Source organism: Cryobacterium luteum (genome assembly GCF_900110125.1).
Classification (GTDB): Bacteria; Actinomycetota; Actinomycetes; order Actinomycetales; family Microbacteriaceae; genus Cryobacterium; species Cryobacterium luteum.
Window position 1 is genome coordinate 21,046 of the sequence record NZ_FOCN01000011.1, and the last position, 15,449, is coordinate 36,494.

15 protein-coding genes are annotated in these 15,449 nt (G+C 65.0%); 1 reads left to right on the forward strand and 14 read right to left on the reverse strand.

Annotation, left to right across the window (positions count from 1 at the left end):
* Positions 1-51 precede the first annotated feature (51 nt).
* The 10 genes from rsfS to rplU form a co-directional block, all read right to left on the reverse strand.
* Entirely contained in the window at positions 52-465 is a 414-nt protein-coding gene (rsfS, locus tag BMW72_RS11730; RefSeq protein WP_092110769.1) for a ribosome silencing factor, read from the reverse strand.
* Positions 466-589: 124 nt separating this feature from the next.
* Positions 590-1,669 (reverse strand): hypothetical protein, encoded by a 1,080-nt coding sequence (locus BMW72_RS11735; protein WP_092110771.1) that lies wholly within the window; start codon positions 1,667-1,669, stop codon positions 590-592.
* Positions 1,666-2,259: a nicotinate-nucleotide adenylyltransferase gene (gene nadD, locus BMW72_RS11740; RefSeq protein WP_092110773.1), complete on the reverse strand. Its 594-nt coding sequence runs from the start codon at positions 2,257-2,259 to the stop codon at positions 1,666-1,668. Before nadD ends, BMW72_RS11735 begins: the two co-directional genes overlap by 4 nt.
* 15 nt (positions 2,260-2,274) lie before the next feature.
* On the reverse strand, positions 2,275-2,490 hold the full coding sequence (locus BMW72_RS11745; protein WP_092110775.1) for a hypothetical protein: 216 nt from the start codon (positions 2,488-2,490) through the stop codon (positions 2,275-2,277).
* 117 nt (positions 2,491-2,607) lie between these two features.
* Complete coding sequence (locus tag BMW72_RS11750; RefSeq protein WP_092110777.1) at positions 2,608-3,876, reverse strand: glutamate-5-semialdehyde dehydrogenase; 1,269 nt, start codon at positions 3,874-3,876, stop codon at positions 2,608-2,610.
* Between the two features lie 46 nt (positions 3,877-3,922).
* A complete protein-coding gene (proB, locus tag BMW72_RS11755) occupies positions 3,923-4,729 on the reverse strand; it encodes a glutamate 5-kinase (protein WP_092110779.1) in 807 nt (268 codons plus the stop codon).
* A 288-nt stretch (positions 4,730-5,017) separates the two neighbouring features.
* Complete coding sequence (proB, locus tag BMW72_RS11760) at positions 5,018-5,824, reverse strand: glutamate 5-kinase (protein WP_092110780.1); 807 nt, start codon at positions 5,822-5,824, stop codon at positions 5,018-5,020.
* Positions 5,821-7,518, reverse strand: a complete 1,698-nt coding sequence (obgE, locus tag BMW72_RS11765) for a GTPase ObgE (RefSeq protein ID WP_092110782.1) — start codon at positions 7,516-7,518, stop codon at positions 5,821-5,823. Before obgE ends, proB (BMW72_RS11760) begins: the two co-directional genes overlap by 4 nt.
* Before the next feature lie 153 nt (positions 7,519-7,671).
* The gene (rpmA, locus tag BMW72_RS11770) at positions 7,672-7,929 is read right to left on the reverse strand and encodes a 50S ribosomal protein L27 (protein WP_035836705.1); all 258 of its coding nucleotides are present in this window, start codon (positions 7,927-7,929) and stop codon (positions 7,672-7,674) included.
* Between the two features lie 18 nt (positions 7,930-7,947).
* Complete coding sequence (rplU, locus tag BMW72_RS11775; protein WP_092110784.1) at positions 7,948-8,256, reverse strand: 50S ribosomal protein L21; 309 nt, start codon at positions 8,254-8,256, stop codon at positions 7,948-7,950.
* Positions 8,257-8,506: 250 nt separating this feature from the next.
* On the opposite strand from rplU, the gene BMW72_RS11780 reads away from it, so the two are divergent.
* Entirely contained in the window at positions 8,507-8,797 is a 291-nt protein-coding gene (locus BMW72_RS11780; protein WP_092110786.1) for a DUF4031 domain-containing protein, read from the forward strand.
* Here BMW72_RS11780 and BMW72_RS11785 read toward each other — a convergent pair.
* The 4 genes from BMW72_RS11785 to BMW72_RS11800 form a co-directional block, all read right to left on the reverse strand.
* Positions 8,794-10,314, reverse strand: a complete 1,521-nt coding sequence (locus BMW72_RS11785) for a hypothetical protein (RefSeq protein ID WP_134360331.1) — start codon at positions 10,312-10,314, stop codon at positions 8,794-8,796. The two genes, BMW72_RS11780 and BMW72_RS11785, sit on opposite strands and share 4 nt — an antisense overlap.
* 20 nt (positions 10,315-10,334) lie before the next feature.
* The gene (locus BMW72_RS11790) at positions 10,335-11,108 is read right to left on the reverse strand and encodes a TIGR03943 family putative permease subunit (protein ID WP_092110790.1); all 774 of its coding nucleotides are present in this window, start codon (positions 11,106-11,108) and stop codon (positions 10,335-10,337) included.
* Positions 11,098-12,075, reverse strand: a complete 978-nt coding sequence (locus BMW72_RS11795) for a permease (RefSeq protein ID WP_241983753.1) — start codon at positions 12,073-12,075, stop codon at positions 11,098-11,100. The genes BMW72_RS11790 and BMW72_RS11795 overlap by 11 nt, the downstream gene beginning before the upstream one ends.
* 87 nt (positions 12,076-12,162) lie before the next feature.
* A complete protein-coding gene (locus BMW72_RS11800) occupies positions 12,163-15,105 on the reverse strand; it encodes an Rne/Rng family ribonuclease (RefSeq protein WP_134450284.1) in 2,943 nt (980 codons plus the stop codon).
* Positions 15,106-15,449 lie beyond the last annotated feature (344 nt).

A 15,449-nucleotide genomic window follows, 5' to 3' on the forward strand; every position in this document is an offset into this window, starting at 1 on the left:
CGAAACAACTTTGTTAGCTTACAACACAGAATGTGATCTGCGAAACCAAAGCTACTCCGCGACCTCATCGGAGACCGCGTCGGCCGCGTTTTCTGCCGCCACCTTCGACGGGATACCGGTCGGGATAACCGGGCAGTCTTTCCAAAGGCGCTCGAGGGAGTAGTACTGACGCTCCTCCTCGTGGAAGACGTGAACAACCAGGTCGCCGAAGTCCACGAGCACCCAGCGGCCGGCAGCGCGCCCTTCGCGGCGCAGCGGCTTATGGCCGGCCTCGATGAGCTTGTCTTCGATCTCACCGGCGATGGCGACGACGTTGCGCTCGGAGCGCCCCGTGACGATGAAGAAGATGTCGGCCAGGGGAAGCGGGTTCGAGACGTCGAGGGCAACCAGGTCTTCTCCTCCCTTCGAGTCGGCGGCGGCGACAGCGATGGAGAGCAGCTCGAGTGCGTGAGGTGAAGTGGTCATGAATGAATCCTTGAGATTGTGCCCCGGGGCGTGAATGCGCTCGCGGCGATGATAAGGGGAAACAACGACGGCGAGCCACATAGGCTCGCGAAGCAGAAATGGGTGGGGCGGGTACCGGAGGCCACTAGTAAGCGCCCGAGAGATAGCCGATGACGAACAGCGCCAGTACGCCGACCGCCAGAACAGCCGTTGCGATGACCGAGATCATGGGAAGCGACGCGCGCTGTTTCTTCGGCGGGGTCAACATGCCCCGTGTGGAAGCGTGGGTGCTAACCGCACGACTTGCGCTGACCGGAGCCGAATCCCCACCCAGCTGATCGGCGTCGAGCTGGTCCATCATGTGGTCCATCTCCGACGAATCAAACAGGTTCGGGTGAGCACCGGTCGAACCAAGACTGCGCGGCAGATCGAACGACCCGGTGATCATGATCTCACCGGTGTTGGAGATTGGGCTTGCACTGCTGGGCTGGTGGGGTATGGATGGCAGAATCAGCGCATTCGTGGTGGTGGGAATGCCACCGGCCCCGATTCCGCGGTTGATCAGTTCGTCGAGCGACTGGTCGGGCTGCGACAGATCGACCCGCGGTGTATCCGCGTCGACGGACCAGTGCCCGATGGGCGGTGTCCAGGCGGAAGTCGCACTGGACCGCTCCTCGTGCGGCCGGATCGGTTCGGGCACGACCGGTTCGGGCACGATCGGTTCGGGCTCGATCGGTTCAGCCGCGATCGGTTCGGCATACATCTGTTCGGGTTCAACGAGCGGAGCAGCGGTGGACTGGGTCGGCTCGGGCTCGATCAGCTCCGCCTCGACCAGCTCGGAATCTGAGGGTGCAGCTGCGGCCGGGGCAGCGTCGGGCTTTGCCAGTTCTTCCCGCGCGTGCAGGGCGCGCAGTTCCCGGCGGCTCAGGATGTGCGGCGCCGAACTCACCGCGGTGGGCTCGTTCGGGTGTGCTGGCTCTGTGGCCTCGATCGACGGCGACTCAGCCTCGGCGTCCGACTCGGAAATGGAATGGTGCCGACTCGAACGTCGTGATGACGCCGAGGTTGATGCAGCGAAGGATGCCGGGCGAAGCGCGGCCGGAGCCAGCACCGGAACGTCCAGCGTGGGAATGGCCTCGTTGACGAGGACACCGTCGTCACCCTGGCTGCGGGCACGCTCACGCGCCTGACGTCGGCTGAGCGGCTGAGGGTCTCCCAACGTCATGCCACACTCCGATACAGATGATGCTTTGAGATGTACTGGACGACCCCGTCGGGAACCAGATACCAGACCGGGAATCCCCGATTGACCCGTGCCCGGCAGTCAGTGGACGAAATAGCCAGTGCCGGAACTTCCAATAAGCTTACGTCCTGGTTCGGCAAACCCGAAACGCTCAGCTCATGGCCCGGACGACTCACAGCGACGAAGTGCGCCAGCTGCCAGAGCTCGCGCACATCTTTCCAGCCGAGAATCTGGGTGATCGCATCCGCTCCGGTAATGAAGAACAGCTCCGCGCCGGGCCGTTCCTCGTGCAGGTCGCGCAGCGTGTCAATGGTGTACGTCGGCCCCACACGGTCGATATCGACTCGACTCACGGTGAACCGCGGATTGGACGCGGTTGCGATCACGGTCATCAGGTACCGATGTTCGCCGCGGGTCACCCCGCTCTTCTGCCAGGGCTGGCCGGTCGGCACGAAAATGACCTCGTCGAGGTCAAAACTCTGCGCGACCTCACTGGCAGCAACGAGGTGCCCATGGTGAATGGGGTCGAACGTTCCGCCCATTACGCCGATGCGCGGCCGTCGAACTGTCACGGTAAGACCAGGCTTCTAGTGGCCACCGGAAGTGGACGTACCGCTGTGTCCGCCGTGCGCTGCGGCGTAGGCGTCAGCCTTGCCGCTGTGGCGGTTGGCGACCTCGCGAAAGCTCCACAGCACAACGCCGAGGGCCAGAAACAGCACGGCGGCGACCATCGGGTAGACGATGAGCGGCAACGGGAGGGCGATGTGCTCGACCTCGGTCAGCACGGCACTCAGAAAATACATCGGTTCTCCATTCACGGGCCACGGGGTCAGGCGCGGCTTGAGGCGGCTGCGACGGGTCGCGGGCCTGACGGCTCACGCCGTCGCCCTATTCTAGCCGGACCCCGGCGTCGTCCGAACTCAGGCACGCACCTGTCCCGTGCCGCGCACGATCCATTTTGTGCTGGTCAGCTCGGGCAAACCCATGGGCCCTCTGGCATGCAGCTTCTGGGTGGAAATGCCCACCTCGGCGCCGAAGCCGAATTCGCCGCCGTCGGTGAACCGGGTCGAGGTATTGACCATGACCGCCGCCGAATCGACCTCGTTCAGGAATCGCTCGGCGTTCTGCAGATCGTTGGTGATGATCGACTCGGTGTGCCCGGTGGAATAGCGACGAATGTGCTCGATGGCCTCGTCGAGCGAATCCACGATCGCCACCGAGATGTCCAGGCTCATGTGTTCCGTGCCCCAGTCGTCATCGGTTGCCGGGACCGCGGCGGGATAGAGGGCGCGCGCGCGAGCATCCGCGTGAATGGTGACACCGGATGCCGCGAGCTTGGCCAGCACATCGGGAAGCAGTCGTTCGGCCGCGCTGCGGTGCACGAGCAGAGTTTCCAGGGCGTTGCAGACGCTCGGCCGGTGAGTCTTGGAGTTGTGCACGATGTCGATCGCCCACTGCTTTGTCGCCGACTCGTCGAGGAACACGTGCACGACGCCCGCACCGGTCTCGATGACCGGCACCTGGGACTCAGTCACCACGGTCTGGATGAGGTTCGCACTTCCCCGCGGTATGAGCACGTCGACGTAGCCGCGCGCTTTCATGAGCTCAGTGGCTCCGGCACGGCCGAAGGGATCGATAGTCTGCACCGAGTCGGGGTTGAGCCCGGCCGCGGTGAGGGCCGCCTGCACGAGATCAACGAGCACTCGGTTGCTGTTCTCCGCGGCTGAGCCGCCGCGGAGCACAACGGCATTGCCGCTCTTCAGCGCGAGGGCGGCGAGGTCCACGGTGACGTTGGGGCGAGCCTCATAGATGACGCCGATGACGCCGAAGGGAACACGCACCTGGCTGATCTTGATGCCGTTGGGCAGGCTGCTGCCGCGCACGACCTGACCGACCGGGTCGGTCAGCAGGGCGATCTGTTCGACGGAGTCGGCGAGGGCGGCGATGCGCGGCGCGTCGAGCTTGAGACGGTCGAGCAGGCCGGCGGTGAGACCGTTGGTGGCCCCGGCTGCGAGATCGGCCTGGTTAGCCGTGACGATCTGGTCGACGTGGTCGCGCAGCGACTGAGCGACCAGTTTGAGTGCTGCGTTTTTCACCTGTGTCGGTGCGGAAGCGAGCGACAGCGAGGCGGTGCGGGCGGCCTCGAGGGTGGGCGTGAGCTGGGCGACATCGTTCAATGACTGCAACATGCCCTCCAGTTTACCGGAGGGCATGGGCAGGGACTATTTCGGCCGGCTAAGGCAGACGGAGGGCTGACGGTGCGGCCGATGGTTCGAACCAGGTTCCGACCGGTTCTCCGCGCAGTGCCTCGGCCACCAGCCCGGTCGCGGTGACGAGCACGGCGGTACCGGCCTGAGCGGCGATCCGGGCGGCCGAAATCTTGGTGCTGGCTCCCCCGGTGCCAACACCGTTGACCTTGGTCGCGCCGAATTCCATACCGACGAGCGGATCACCGGAGGCGACGTGGCTGATGCGCTCGGCGCCGGGCAGGTGCGGCGGGCAGGTGTAGAGGGCATCGACGTCGCTGAGCAGCACGAGCAGGTCGGCACCGATCAGGATGGCGACGAGGGCGGCAAGCCGGTCGTTGTCGCCGAATCGGATCTCGTGCGTCGCCACCGTGTCGTTCTCGTTCACGATCGGCAGGATCCGCAGCGCCATCAAGCGTTCCATCGCCCGCTGGGCGTTTCCGCGGTGGGTGGCATTGTCGAGATCGCTCGCCGTGAGCAGCACCTGTCCGGCGACGATGTCGTACCGGTCAAGGCTGTCCTGGTACCGAAAGATCAGCAGATTCTGGCCAACGGATGCCGCTGCCTGCTGGGTGGCCAGGTCGGTCGGCCGTTCCTGCAGTTGCAGGTACGGCATGCCGATCGCAATCGCGCCCGATGACACCAGAATGACTTCGGTGCCGCGGCTGTGCGCTTCGGCGAGGGCGTCGACGAGCGGTGCGATCTGCCCGGCATTCTCACCGCTGATCGAGGAGGAACCGACCTTGACGACAATGCGTGCCGCCGAACGAACGGCGTGCTGCGACTGGGCCCTCATCGGCGGAGGCTGGTTCGGCCGACGATACTCACGCTGAAACCATTGACGACGCGCAACCCCACAAGCAACTGGCCCTCCGGCAAGAATTCTGGACGCGTAGTGCGACCATCGGCAGTTTAGCGCAGCCGACCCGCACGCCTGATCAGAGCAGCGCGCGACTCTCGGCGCTGGCCGTCGGCTCAAACCAGGTGCCAACATGATCGCCGCTGCAGTAATTAGAGCAGTGCGCGCCGGTCTTCGCTGGCCGTCGGCTCAAACCAGGTGCCAACATGATCGCCGCTGCAGTAATTAGAGCAGTGCGCGCCGCTCTTCGCTGGCCGTCGGCTCAAACCAGGTGCCTACATTATCGCCGCGAAGAGCGGCAGCGGCCAGTTCGGTTGAGGTGACCAGAACGGCGGTGCCGGCCTTGGTGGCGAGGCGAGCAGCGACGACCTTGGTGCTCGCTCCCCCGGTTCCGACGCCGGTTGCTCCGCTGGAGCTGAATTCGAAGCCATCGAGCGGGTCGTCGGCGGCAATGAAATCGAGTTTCTCCGCCCCCGGCAGGTGCGGCGGCTTGGTGTAGAGCGCGTCGACGTCGCTGAGCATGATCAGCAGGTCAGCGTGGATGAGGGTCGCGACGAGCGCCGCGAGGCGGTCGTTGCTGCCGAACCGCAAACCGTAGACGGCCACGGTGTCGTTCTCGTTGACGACGGGCAAAATACGCAGGTCGAGCAGGCGTTCCAGCGCACGACGGGTGTTGCTGCGGTGCGGTTCTTTGAGGGCGTCGCCCTCGGTGAGCAGCACGGTGCCGGCCGCGATGCCGTAGCGGTCGAGGCTTTCCTGGTAGCGAAAGATCAGCACGTTCTGCCCGACGGCGGCCGCCGCCTGCTGGGTGGCAACGTCGCTGGGTCGCTCCTCCAGGTTGAGGAAGGGCATACCGGTGGCGACGGCGCCCGACGAAATCAGCACGACCTCGGTGCCGCGACCGTAGGCCTCGGCCAGGGCGTCAACGAGGGGGGTGATCTGGTCGGAATTCTCGCCGCTGATCGAGGAGGACCCGACCTTCACAACGACACGTTTCGCGCCCGCTACGTTGTCTCTGGCTAAGCCACTCACTTCTGAACTTCTTTCGTTGTGTCGCCGCCAACTTCGGTTTCGGTATCGGTTTCGAGTTCGGCGTCGGCTTCTGCTCCGGTGTCGGTCGGCGCGGTGTCGGTCGGCGCGGTGTCGGTCGGCGCGGTGTCGGCGACTCCCCCATCGGCGGTCAGCTCCACATCGGCAAGACGCACATCTTCGTTGTATTCCTCTTCGCCGGTCTGCCACATGCCCGCTTCGCGCTCACGAATGAGTTCGGCTCGGGCCGACGACTTGGCGTCCATCCGGCCAAAGTACTCTTCGCGACGTTCGTTGCTGGTGCGGCGCTTGGGCTCGTCGAGGCGAGCGTCGGTGCCGCGGGGAGCGGTGATGAGCTCGGCGGTCGACGTGAGAGTGGGCTCCCAGTCGAACACGACACCGTGGCCCGGGCCGATGATGACGGTCGAACCCGCGACGGCACCGGATTTGTACAGCTCGTTCTCGATACCGAGCTTGGCGAGTCGGTCCGCGAGGAAGCCGACGGCCTCGTCGTTGGTGAAGTCGGTCTGCTGAATCCAGCGCTCCGGCTTCGTGCCCAGAATGCGGTAAATGTTGCCGAAGGTGCCACCCTCGACCTTGATGACGAAGCCACCCTCGTCGACGGCCTTGGGACGGATGATGATGCGCGGCTTCTTCGCTTCGGCTGCGGCAGCCTCGGCGCGGCCCTGCTCAACGACCTCGGCGAGGGCGTAGTTGAGTTGCTTGAGCCCTTCGTGGGTGACGCTGGAGATCTCGAACACGCGGTACCCGCGGGCTTCGAGGTCGGCCTTGACGAAAGCGGCCAGTTCGCGGCCTTCGGGAACATCGATCTTGTTCAGGGCGATGAGCTGGGAGCGCTGCAGCAGCGGCTTCTGGCCCTCGGGTACCGGGTAGGCGTCGAGTTCACCGAGAATGACGTCGAGGTCACTGATCGGGTCGCGGCCGGGCTCGAGCGTGGCGCAGTCCAGAACGTGCAGCAGGGCCGTGCAGCGTTCCACATGTCGCAAAAATTCAAGGCCGAGGCCTTTACCCTCGCTCGCGCCCTCGATCAGGCCGGGCACGTCGGCGATAGTGTAGCGCGACTCACCCGACTCGACAACGCCGAGGTTGGGGTGCAGGGTGGTGAAGGGGTAGTCGGCGATCTTAGGCCGAGCGGCGCTCATTGCGGCGATCAGGCTCGACTTGCCGGCGGACGGGTACCCGACGAGAGCAACGTCCGCGACGGTCTTGAGTTCGAGGTAGACGTCGCCTTCCCAGCCGAGCGTGCCGAGCAGGGCGAAGCCGGGAGCCTTGCGCTTGGTCGAGGCGAGGGCGGCGTTGCCGAGCCCGCCCTGGCCACCGGGCGCGACGATGAGGCGCAGCCCGGGTTCGTTCATGTCGAGGAGCTGGTTGCCCTCCACGTCCTTGACCACGGTGCCGATGGGAACCATGAGTTCACGCATCTCACCGTTGTGGCCGTTGCGGTGATCGCCCATTCCGGGGCCGCCATTGTCGGAGCTGCGGTGTGGCGAACGGTGGTAGCCGAGCAGGGTGGTCGTGCTCGGGTCGGCGACGAGAACCAGGTCTCCGCCGCCGCCGCCGTTACCACCGTCGGGGCCGGCGAGGGGTTTGAACTTCTCACGTTTGACCGAAACGCATCCGTTTCCTCCATTGCCCGCTCGTAAATGCAGCGTCACGTGGTCAACGAATGTGGCCATGGAGTGCCCCTTTCAGGTGGCGCAAGAAATGCTTCAAAACAGAGGTGCTATGAAACGAATGCGGTGAAACTACAAGATCGTGCAGAAAATCGTTCGACGGACAAACACGTCAGGGCGGACCGAAGCCCGCCCTGACGATCAAATTATGCGAACCTACTCGGCCGCCACCACGATGTTGATGACCTTGCGGCCACCCTTGGCACCGAACTGCACGGAGCCGGCTTCGAGGGCGAAGAGCGTGTCGTCGCCGCCACGGCCAACGTTGACGCCGGGGTGGAAGTGCGTGCCGCGCTGACGAACGATGATCTCGCCCGCGCCGACAACCTGACCGCCGAAGCGCTTTACGCCGAGACGCTGGGCGTTCGAGTCACGACCGTTGCGAGTGGAACTCGCACCTTTTTTATGTGCCATCTGTCTATCTCCTCAGGCCTAGATAATGCCGGTAACCTGAACGCGAGTGAGCTCCTGACGGTGCCCCTGACGCTTCTTGTACCCGGTCTTGTTCTTGAACTTCTGGATGACGATCTTCGGGCCGCGAAGGTTGTTCAAAACCTCGGCGGTGACCTTGATCTTGGCCAGCGACGTAGAGTCAGAGGTGATCTTGTCGCCGTCGACGAGAAGCACGGCGGCCAGCTCGACGTTGCCGTCCTTGTCAGCCTTGATGCGGTCCATCGTCACGATGGTACCGACCTCTACCTTCTCCTGCCGCCCTCCGGCGCGCACAACTGCGTAAACCACTTTACGTACCAATCTCTGGGGAGCCCGAGGATTTCCGATTCTGGAATCTCACTGCTCTGACTTGTCTGCTGTATTCACTGCAGTACACGGACCGGCTGGCCCAGCGCACTCAGAAAACCCTGGTCTTTGCGTTTATTTTTCTAACGCACACCAAGGGTTGACTTTACCTGATCCGCTACCCATGGTCAAACCAACGGCACGGCGTGTCTGAACCACGGATGAAACACAGTGCGGCTCGTAGACTTCGATCATGGCAATACTTATCGACCAGCCTAGCTGGCCGGCGCACGGTACGGTGTGGGCGCACCTTGTGAGCGACTCACATCTCGAGGAACTGCACGCTTTCGCGGTCGCCGCCGAGATTCCCCGGCGTGGTTTCGATCTGGACCACTACGACGTGCCCGAAGCGCGCTACGCCGATCTGGTCGCGGCCGGGGCGCTGCCGGTGACCTTTCGCGAGATGATCGTGCGGTTGCGCTCCAGCGGTCTGCGGGTGAGCGCTCGGGAACGGCGCGAGCGCCAGGGCGCCCCGCCGCCTTAGTGCCAGCTGGTATCGAACCCGAGCACGCTGCGGCGAATCTCACCGGTGGCGACGTTCACGAACAGGGTGGTCGCATCCGCTGCCTGGGAATTGACGGGATAACCGTCGGAGACTTCGGTGTTTCGGTTCGGCACAATCTGCACGGCCAGAAACTGGTCGTTTGGAGAGAGTTCGAAACCGACGATCGTTTCCGAAGCGGATGCCGGCGCATAGACCGTGCGCGCCTCACCGTTCTGCACGAGGGAGAGGTACTGGCGCACGGCACCGGTGGCCGGGTCGAACTCGGCGACCCGCTGCACGTAGCCGTTGGGATCTGTACCGTCTGCTCCCCCGGCGAGAAACCGGAGTTCGGCGGTATACCGCGTGGTGCCCACGACGCTCTGCGGCACAATGATGGACTCGGTGCCCTGCGACAGGTCGAGCATATACTGACCGTCACGGTCGGAGACGGCGACGCGCACACCGTCGGGTGCGAACGCGGTGAGGTTGGCGAATTGCCCGAGCGGAACCGGTGGGTCGAGTTCCGGCTCGTTTTCCAGGGGGTTGCCACCGGACTGATCGAGCGGATTGATCAGCATCATGGTGGAGTCGTACTGCTGGGCGACGATGTCGGCGCGACCGGCCATGAAGCCCCAGGTCGTGACGCTGAGCGGATCGCCGTCGACGTCGAGAACCGCCGTGGCCGCATTGGTGCGCAGGTCCAGCACGAACAGCACGTTGTCGTAGTGCGGGCCGGGGGCATCCGCTGCACTATCGAATCGAAAGCCGAGCAGCGACTGGCCAGGCGCGGCCTGCAGGTCGTGCACGAGGCCGGCGCCGGGCAGGTTGAGGGCTTCGGCTGCGCCGTCGGCGTCGACACGGTAGAGCGCATTCGTGAAGTCAGAACCACCGTGCTCGGAACTGCCCTGCTCGGAGTTGACCGTGACCACGGCGAGTTCGCTGCCGATCGGGACGAATTCCTGAATGTTCGGGGAAGCAAAGGCCACGTCGGTGTCTGCTGAACCGGTCGTGGTGCGCAGAATGCGGTCGGCGGCGCGGGCACCGGCATCCGCTGACGGGGCCGCGCGACTGAGATAGTACAGCGAGGGTTCACTCGTGCTGAATTTTGCGGTGAGGGTTGAGTCCCGATTGACTGCCGTACCGGTGACCCCGCGCACGGCGACCGCGTAGTCGGTGTTGTAAGCCAGCGGCTGGGAAAAGGAGATGACGACCGAGTTTGCGCTCGTCGTCACCTGGAACGTCGTGGCGGGCTCGATGCTGATCTGTTCAGGGGTGACCTCCTCGAGTTGTCGGTTCGTCGCAAGCACCAGGCGTGCGTTGGCGGACGACACGACGGCGGCCCTGTCGATGTCGACGGCGGTGAGGCGGGGGCCGCTGACCAGGTTGACGGCGATGAGCGCGGCGCAGGCGGCGACGAGGCCACCGACCAGTATCCAGAGGGAGCGGCGGAACGGGCGCATCGATCGGGGCGGACTGGGTTGCCCGGTCAGCAGATCAACCCTGGGCTCAGTAGACATAGGCGCAGTAGACATAGGGGTCAGTAGACATACGGGTCATTCGGCTGGTCGACGACAAGGATTTCGACCGGGGTGATCGCGAGCGGGTCGCTCGCCGCCGCGCTCACGCTCAGGTCGAACCGGCCGGTGACCTGCACCCAGTCGTCGACCTCGTATTCGGCCTGCCAGCCCGACAGGTAGACCGGAACGCCGATCGGCTGGGCGTCGACGGCGCAGCAGGTCACGACGAACCGGGCGACGTAGAACACGTTCTCGGGGTCCTGGGCGTCGGGTGTCACGAATCCGATCACTTGAGCGGTCTTGTCGGAGTAGAAGGCGGGATCGGATGACTGGGCCAGCAGGGACACCCATTCCCGCACGCTGAGCTGTTCGAAGTCGCCGGTGCCGATGAGCGTCGCAGCCTGCTCGGCGTCATCATCGGTGCCCAGCCCGCCGGAATTCACCTCTCGCTGGGTCGCGGTCGCGCTGCTCAGGGTGGTCGGCGGAACGATGACCATGGCGACCCCCATGACCAGGAGCAGCACGACTCCCACCCCGGTCAGGGTCGTCTCGACCGGTCCGGTGCGCTCGACCTCGAAGGTGCGGCGCCGGGCGAATCCAGCGGCCACAAGCACGAGCCCGATGACTGCCATGGCCATCGTGAACACGAAGTAACGGGGGTGGATATAGAGGCCGAGCTGGCCGCTCAGGCCCAGCCAGAGGGTCGCCACGACGACCACGAGGCTGAGCAGCACGCCCTGCCAGCGCTCCGCCCAATAACGCAGGGCAGCGTTCGTCTTGCGGTCAGGCAACATAGTTCACCAGCAATCCGAGCGCCGCACTCATCAGGCCCACCACGACGGTGATCTGCAGCAGGGTGCGACTCGTGAAGGTCGTGCGCATGAGGGCGAGCATCTTGACGTCGATCAGGGCGCCGAACACCAAAAACGCCACGATGCCGCCGGGCAGAAAGGTGCTGCCGAAGGACAGCACGAAGAAGGCGTCGACGTTGGAGCAGACCGCCACGATGAAGGCCAGGGCCATCATGGCCAAAACCGACCACACCGGGTTGCTGCCGAGAGCGAGCAGCACCGACCGCGGAACGAACACCTGGGTGAGGGCGGCAACGGCGGAACCAATGAACAGGGCCGGCATGATCACCGAGGTCTCGCGAATGAAAATCTCGGTGGTGCGGCTGAACCGGCTCTCCCGGTTGTGCGCATGATCGTGCCCGCTGGTGGAACCGAGCATGCAGGCCGCCGCGAACCGGCTGGTCAGCAGGCTTTGCGGGTTGGGGTGTTTGCTGAACAGCCAGCCGACCACGTTGGCGATGAGGAATCCGCCGAGCAGGCGGGCCACCAGGATATGGCCGTCCCAGCCGAAGGCCTGGTGCGTGGTGATTATGGTGATCGGGTTCAGAATGGGCGCGGCGAGCAGAAAAGTGATCGATTCGGAGACGGTGAACCCGCCGACCATGAATCCGCGGGCGAGCGGGACGTTGCCGCACTCGCAGACCGGAAAGAACATGCCGAGCAGCGAGATCGACGCGCGACGCAGAATCGGGTTGCGCGGCAAGTGCCGGGCCAGTACTCCGTGCGGCAGCCAGACCTGCACGACCGCCGAGAGCAGGATGCCCAGAAAAACGAACGGCACCGACTCGATGATGACGCTGATCGCGAGGGTCAGGGTGTCCTGCACCCGGTCCGGCAGCGAGAAATCGCTCAGTTGTTCGTCGACGAAGGCCGGTGACATTGCCCGCACGACGAAAACGGCGAGCACCACCAGCACCCCCGCGGTGAGGCCGAGAGGCCATCGCCGCAGGAGAGGGAGTTGCCCGCCGATTGCGTTACCGTCTGACTTTATCGACGGTTAGGCGCCGTGCGGCGGCTGGCCGGGCGCCGATGTGGCGGTCGTCGTACCCGTCGCGGTCAACATGGCCTGGCCGGTGGAACCGCCGGCGGTCGTGACGCGGCGGCTGCGCGCGCGTCCCTGCCCGGGCAGTTTCGGTTCGGGCAGCGAGTCCAGCACCGAATCCAACAGCTGGTCGGTGACCTGCTTACTGGGGCGCCGGGCGGTGCGCGTTGACTTCTTCACCGGAATGTCGAGGATGTCGACGGACTCGGATTGTTCCGCCGCGGGCGCCTGAACCGCCGGACTGGCTACTGTCGGGGCGCCGGCTGCCAGGGTGCTGCGGCCGCCGCGGGTGCGGGGTGCTGCATCCGCTGCCGGGGTGGAAACGGTGTCGACGCTGAACGGCTCGCTGCTTCGCTCACTGACAGGGGCAGCGGATGCCGCTGGCTCAGTCTGCTGCGTGCTGGCTTGCTCGCTGGCCTGACGGGCGCGGGCCTGTTCGGAGCGCGACTGCTGACCGCGCCCGTTCTGACCACGCGAACGCGACTGGCGGCCACGCGAACGCTCGGTGCCGGTCTCGACGGTGTTGGCCTGCTCAGCCACGACCTGCTCGGTGACTCCCGGCTCGGTGTTGCCCTGTTCGGTGTCGGCCGGCTCGGTGTTGGCCGGCTCGGTGTTGCCCTGTTCGGTGTCGGCTGGCTCGGTGTTGCCCTGTTCGGTGCCGACCGGAGAGAGAGCCGGTGCGTCGGCATCCGCTGCCCGGGTTTCGGCCGGAACGATGGCAATGGAACCGGTGCGGGTGATGGTGCGGGCGGCGATCAAGGCGAGGGCGTGCTTGGCGTCCTCGGTGATGCCGTGGGTGCCCTGGCCGCTCTTCGGCGCGTCGGAAACGCCGGTGCCGCCGAAGTGGGCGTCACGGTTGCCTCCATCACGCTGCCCCGAGCTGTCCCGGTTGCTCGAGCCGTTAGTGGCACCAGGGGTGCTGCCCGACCCGTTGCTGCCCGAACCGGTGCTGCCGGCCGTGCTGCCGTTCTTGGTGCGCGGGCGGCGTTCCTGCGGCGGCTGCGCGGTCTGGCGGTGCTTCACGACCGGATCGTGGTGCACGATGATGCCGCGGCCTGCGCAGGCCTCGCAGTTCTCGCTGAACGATTCCAGCAGGCCCAGGCCAAGCTTCTTGCGGGTCATCTGCACGAGTCCGAGCGAGGTGACCTCGGCCACCTGATGCTTGGTGCGGTCACGGCTGAGGCACTCGATGAGGCGACGGGACACGAGGTCGCGGTTCGACTCGAGCACCATGTCGATGAAGTCGACGACGATGATGCCGCCGATGTCTCGCAGGCGCAGCTGGCGCACGATTTCTTCGGCCGCTTCGAGGTTGTTCTTGGTGACGGTCTCTTCGAGGTTTCCGCCGCTGCCAACGAACTTGCCGGTGTTGACGTCGACGACGGTCATGGCCTCGGTGCGGTCGATCACGAGGGATCCGCCGGACGGCAGCCACACCTTGCGGTCGAGGGCCTTTTCGATCTGCTCCGAGATGCGGAACTCGTCGAACGCGTCGACCTCGCCCTCATAGGTTTCAACCCTTTCGAGGAGGTCGGGGGCGACCTGGCTGAGATAGGTCTCGATCGTGGAGCGCACGTCGGGGCCGGCCACGACCATGCGCTGAAAGTCTTCGTTGAAGACGTCGCGCACGATCTTGACCAGCAAGTCGGGTTCGCTGTGCAGTTCGGCGGGGGCCTGGGCCGATTCGACCTGTTCGGCGATGTTCGCCCACTGCAGGCGCAGTCGGTTGACGTCGACGGTGAGCTGTTCGTCGGTCGCACCCTCGGCGGCGGTGCGTACGATGACGCCCACGTTGTCGGGCAGAACCTCCTTGAGGATCTTCTTCAGGCGCGCACGTTCGGTGTCGGGGAGCTTGCGGCTGATGCCGTTCATCGAGCCGTTGGGCACGTAGACGAGGTAACGGCCGGGCAGGGAAACCTGGCTGGTCAGGCGGGCGCCCTTGTGACCGATCGGGTCCTTGGTCACCTGCACGAGTACCTTGTCGCCGGGCTTGAGGGCAAGCTCGATGCGGCGGGCCTGGTTGCTGGTGCCGGAATTCTCGGCAGCGGCGTCCCAGTCGACCTCACCGGAGTACAGCACGGCATTGCGGCCGCGGCCGATGTCAACGAAGGCGGCCTCCATGCTCGGGAGCACGTTCTGCACCCGGCCGAGGTAGACGTTGCCGATGAGCGAGGCGTCCTGGTTCTTGGCGACGTAGTGCTCGACCAGCACGCCGTCTTCGAGCACACCGATCTGAATCTTGTTGTGCTTGGCGCGCACGACCATGAGGCGGTCGACGGACTCACGGCGGGCGAGGAACTCGGCCTCTGTGATGACCGGGCGACGACGACCGGCGTCACGGCCGTCGCGGCGGCGCTGCTTCTTTGCTTCGAGCCGTGTGGACCCCTTGATGCGCTGGGGTTCGGTTATGAGTTCGGGTTCACGGGGTGCGCGCACCTTGACGACCGTGTTGGCGGGGTCGTCGGTTCCGGACCGGTTCTCATCGCCGGTGCGACGACGGGCCCGGCGGCGAACCGTCGTGGCCTCCACGTCGTCGTCGTCGTCAAGTTCGTGGTGTTCCTGGTGGGACTGCTGCTGTGACGAGCGGATGCCGGTACGAGCCGGCATCGGCAGAATCTCCGGCGCCTGGAAGAGCAGGGAGAAGGACGAGCGCACCGGGGCCGCGACCTGGTCGTCGGCCGTGGCGTCTGCCGGGGTGGTTGGCGTAGCGTCGATCATCTGCTGGGCTCCGGTGACGTTGTTGTACTCGGCGATGGTCACCTTCGCGGGGGCGTCGGCCACTGGCACGATGGGCGCCTCGATTGCCGGCACGGTCGGTACTGAGACCAGCGCCTTCCGTGTTGATTTGCGAGTGCCGAACAGGCTCTTGCGTTTTTTGTTTTCGTTGTCTTCCACCATCACTGGTGCGCTCCTTGACCGCTGTGGGTGACCGCGCCACCCACCGGTTACTCTCTCGTGCGAGCCGGTCACCTTCGTGACCACCTCGCGAATGTTTTACTACGGCAACCGGCTTTGCTCCCTGTTGCTGCTCGGGGGCGGTGCTCTGGCTGCTAAAACTTCGGGTCGTGGGACCCTAATTCCGGGCGACTGTTGCCCGGGCAAGCTCTGTACTCATTAAGCTCTGTCTTCATTAAGCACTGTCTTCATTAAGCACTGTGGCGTCTGCTTGAGCGCGGCTCAACGACTATCAACGATTATCGCATGTAATCGCACAAAGCCACGCCGTGCGCGTGGCATAATCG

What these genes read in the sequence shown, in the direction of transcription:
- BMW72_RS11790 (WP_092110790.1), bottom strand. Translation starts at nt 11,108, where the DNA reads ATGTTGCCTGACCGCAAGACGAACGCTGCCCTGCGTTATTGGGCGGAG.
- BMW72_RS11735 (WP_092110771.1), bottom strand. Translation starts at nt 1,669, where the DNA reads ATGACGTTGGGAGACCCTCAGCCGCTCAGCCGACGTCAGGCGCGTGAG.
- obgE (WP_092110782.1), bottom strand. Translation starts at nt 7,518, where the DNA reads ATGGCCACATTCGTTGACCACGTGACGCTGCATTTACGAGCGGGCAAT.
- BMW72_RS11745 (WP_092110775.1), bottom strand. Translation starts at nt 2,490, where the DNA reads ATGTATTTTCTGAGTGCCGTGCTGACCGAGGTCGAGCACATCGCCCTC.
- proB (WP_092110779.1), bottom strand. Translation starts at nt 4,729, where the DNA reads ATGAGGGCCCAGTCGCAGCACGCCGTTCGTTCGGCGGCACGCATTGTC.
- BMW72_RS11780 (WP_092110786.1), top strand. Translation starts at nt 8,507, where the DNA reads ATGGCAATACTTATCGACCAGCCTAGCTGGCCGGCGCACGGTACGGTG.
- BMW72_RS11785 (WP_134360331.1), bottom strand. Translation starts at nt 10,314, where the DNA reads ATGTCTACTGAGCCCAGGGTTGATCTGCTGACCGGGCAACCCAGTCCG.
- rpmA (WP_035836705.1), bottom strand. Translation starts at nt 7,929, where the DNA reads ATGGCACATAAAAAAGGTGCGAGTTCCACTCGCAACGGTCGTGACTCG.
- BMW72_RS11750 (WP_092110777.1), bottom strand. Translation starts at nt 3,876, where the DNA reads ATGTTGCAGTCATTGAACGATGTCGCCCAGCTCACGCCCACCCTCGAG.
- BMW72_RS11800 (WP_134450284.1), bottom strand. Translation starts at nt 15,105, where the DNA reads ATGGTGGAAGACAACGAAAACAAAAAACGCAAGAGCCTGTTCGGCACT.
- rsfS (WP_092110769.1), bottom strand. Translation starts at nt 465, where the DNA reads ATGACCACTTCACCTCACGCACTCGAGCTGCTCTCCATCGCTGTCGCC.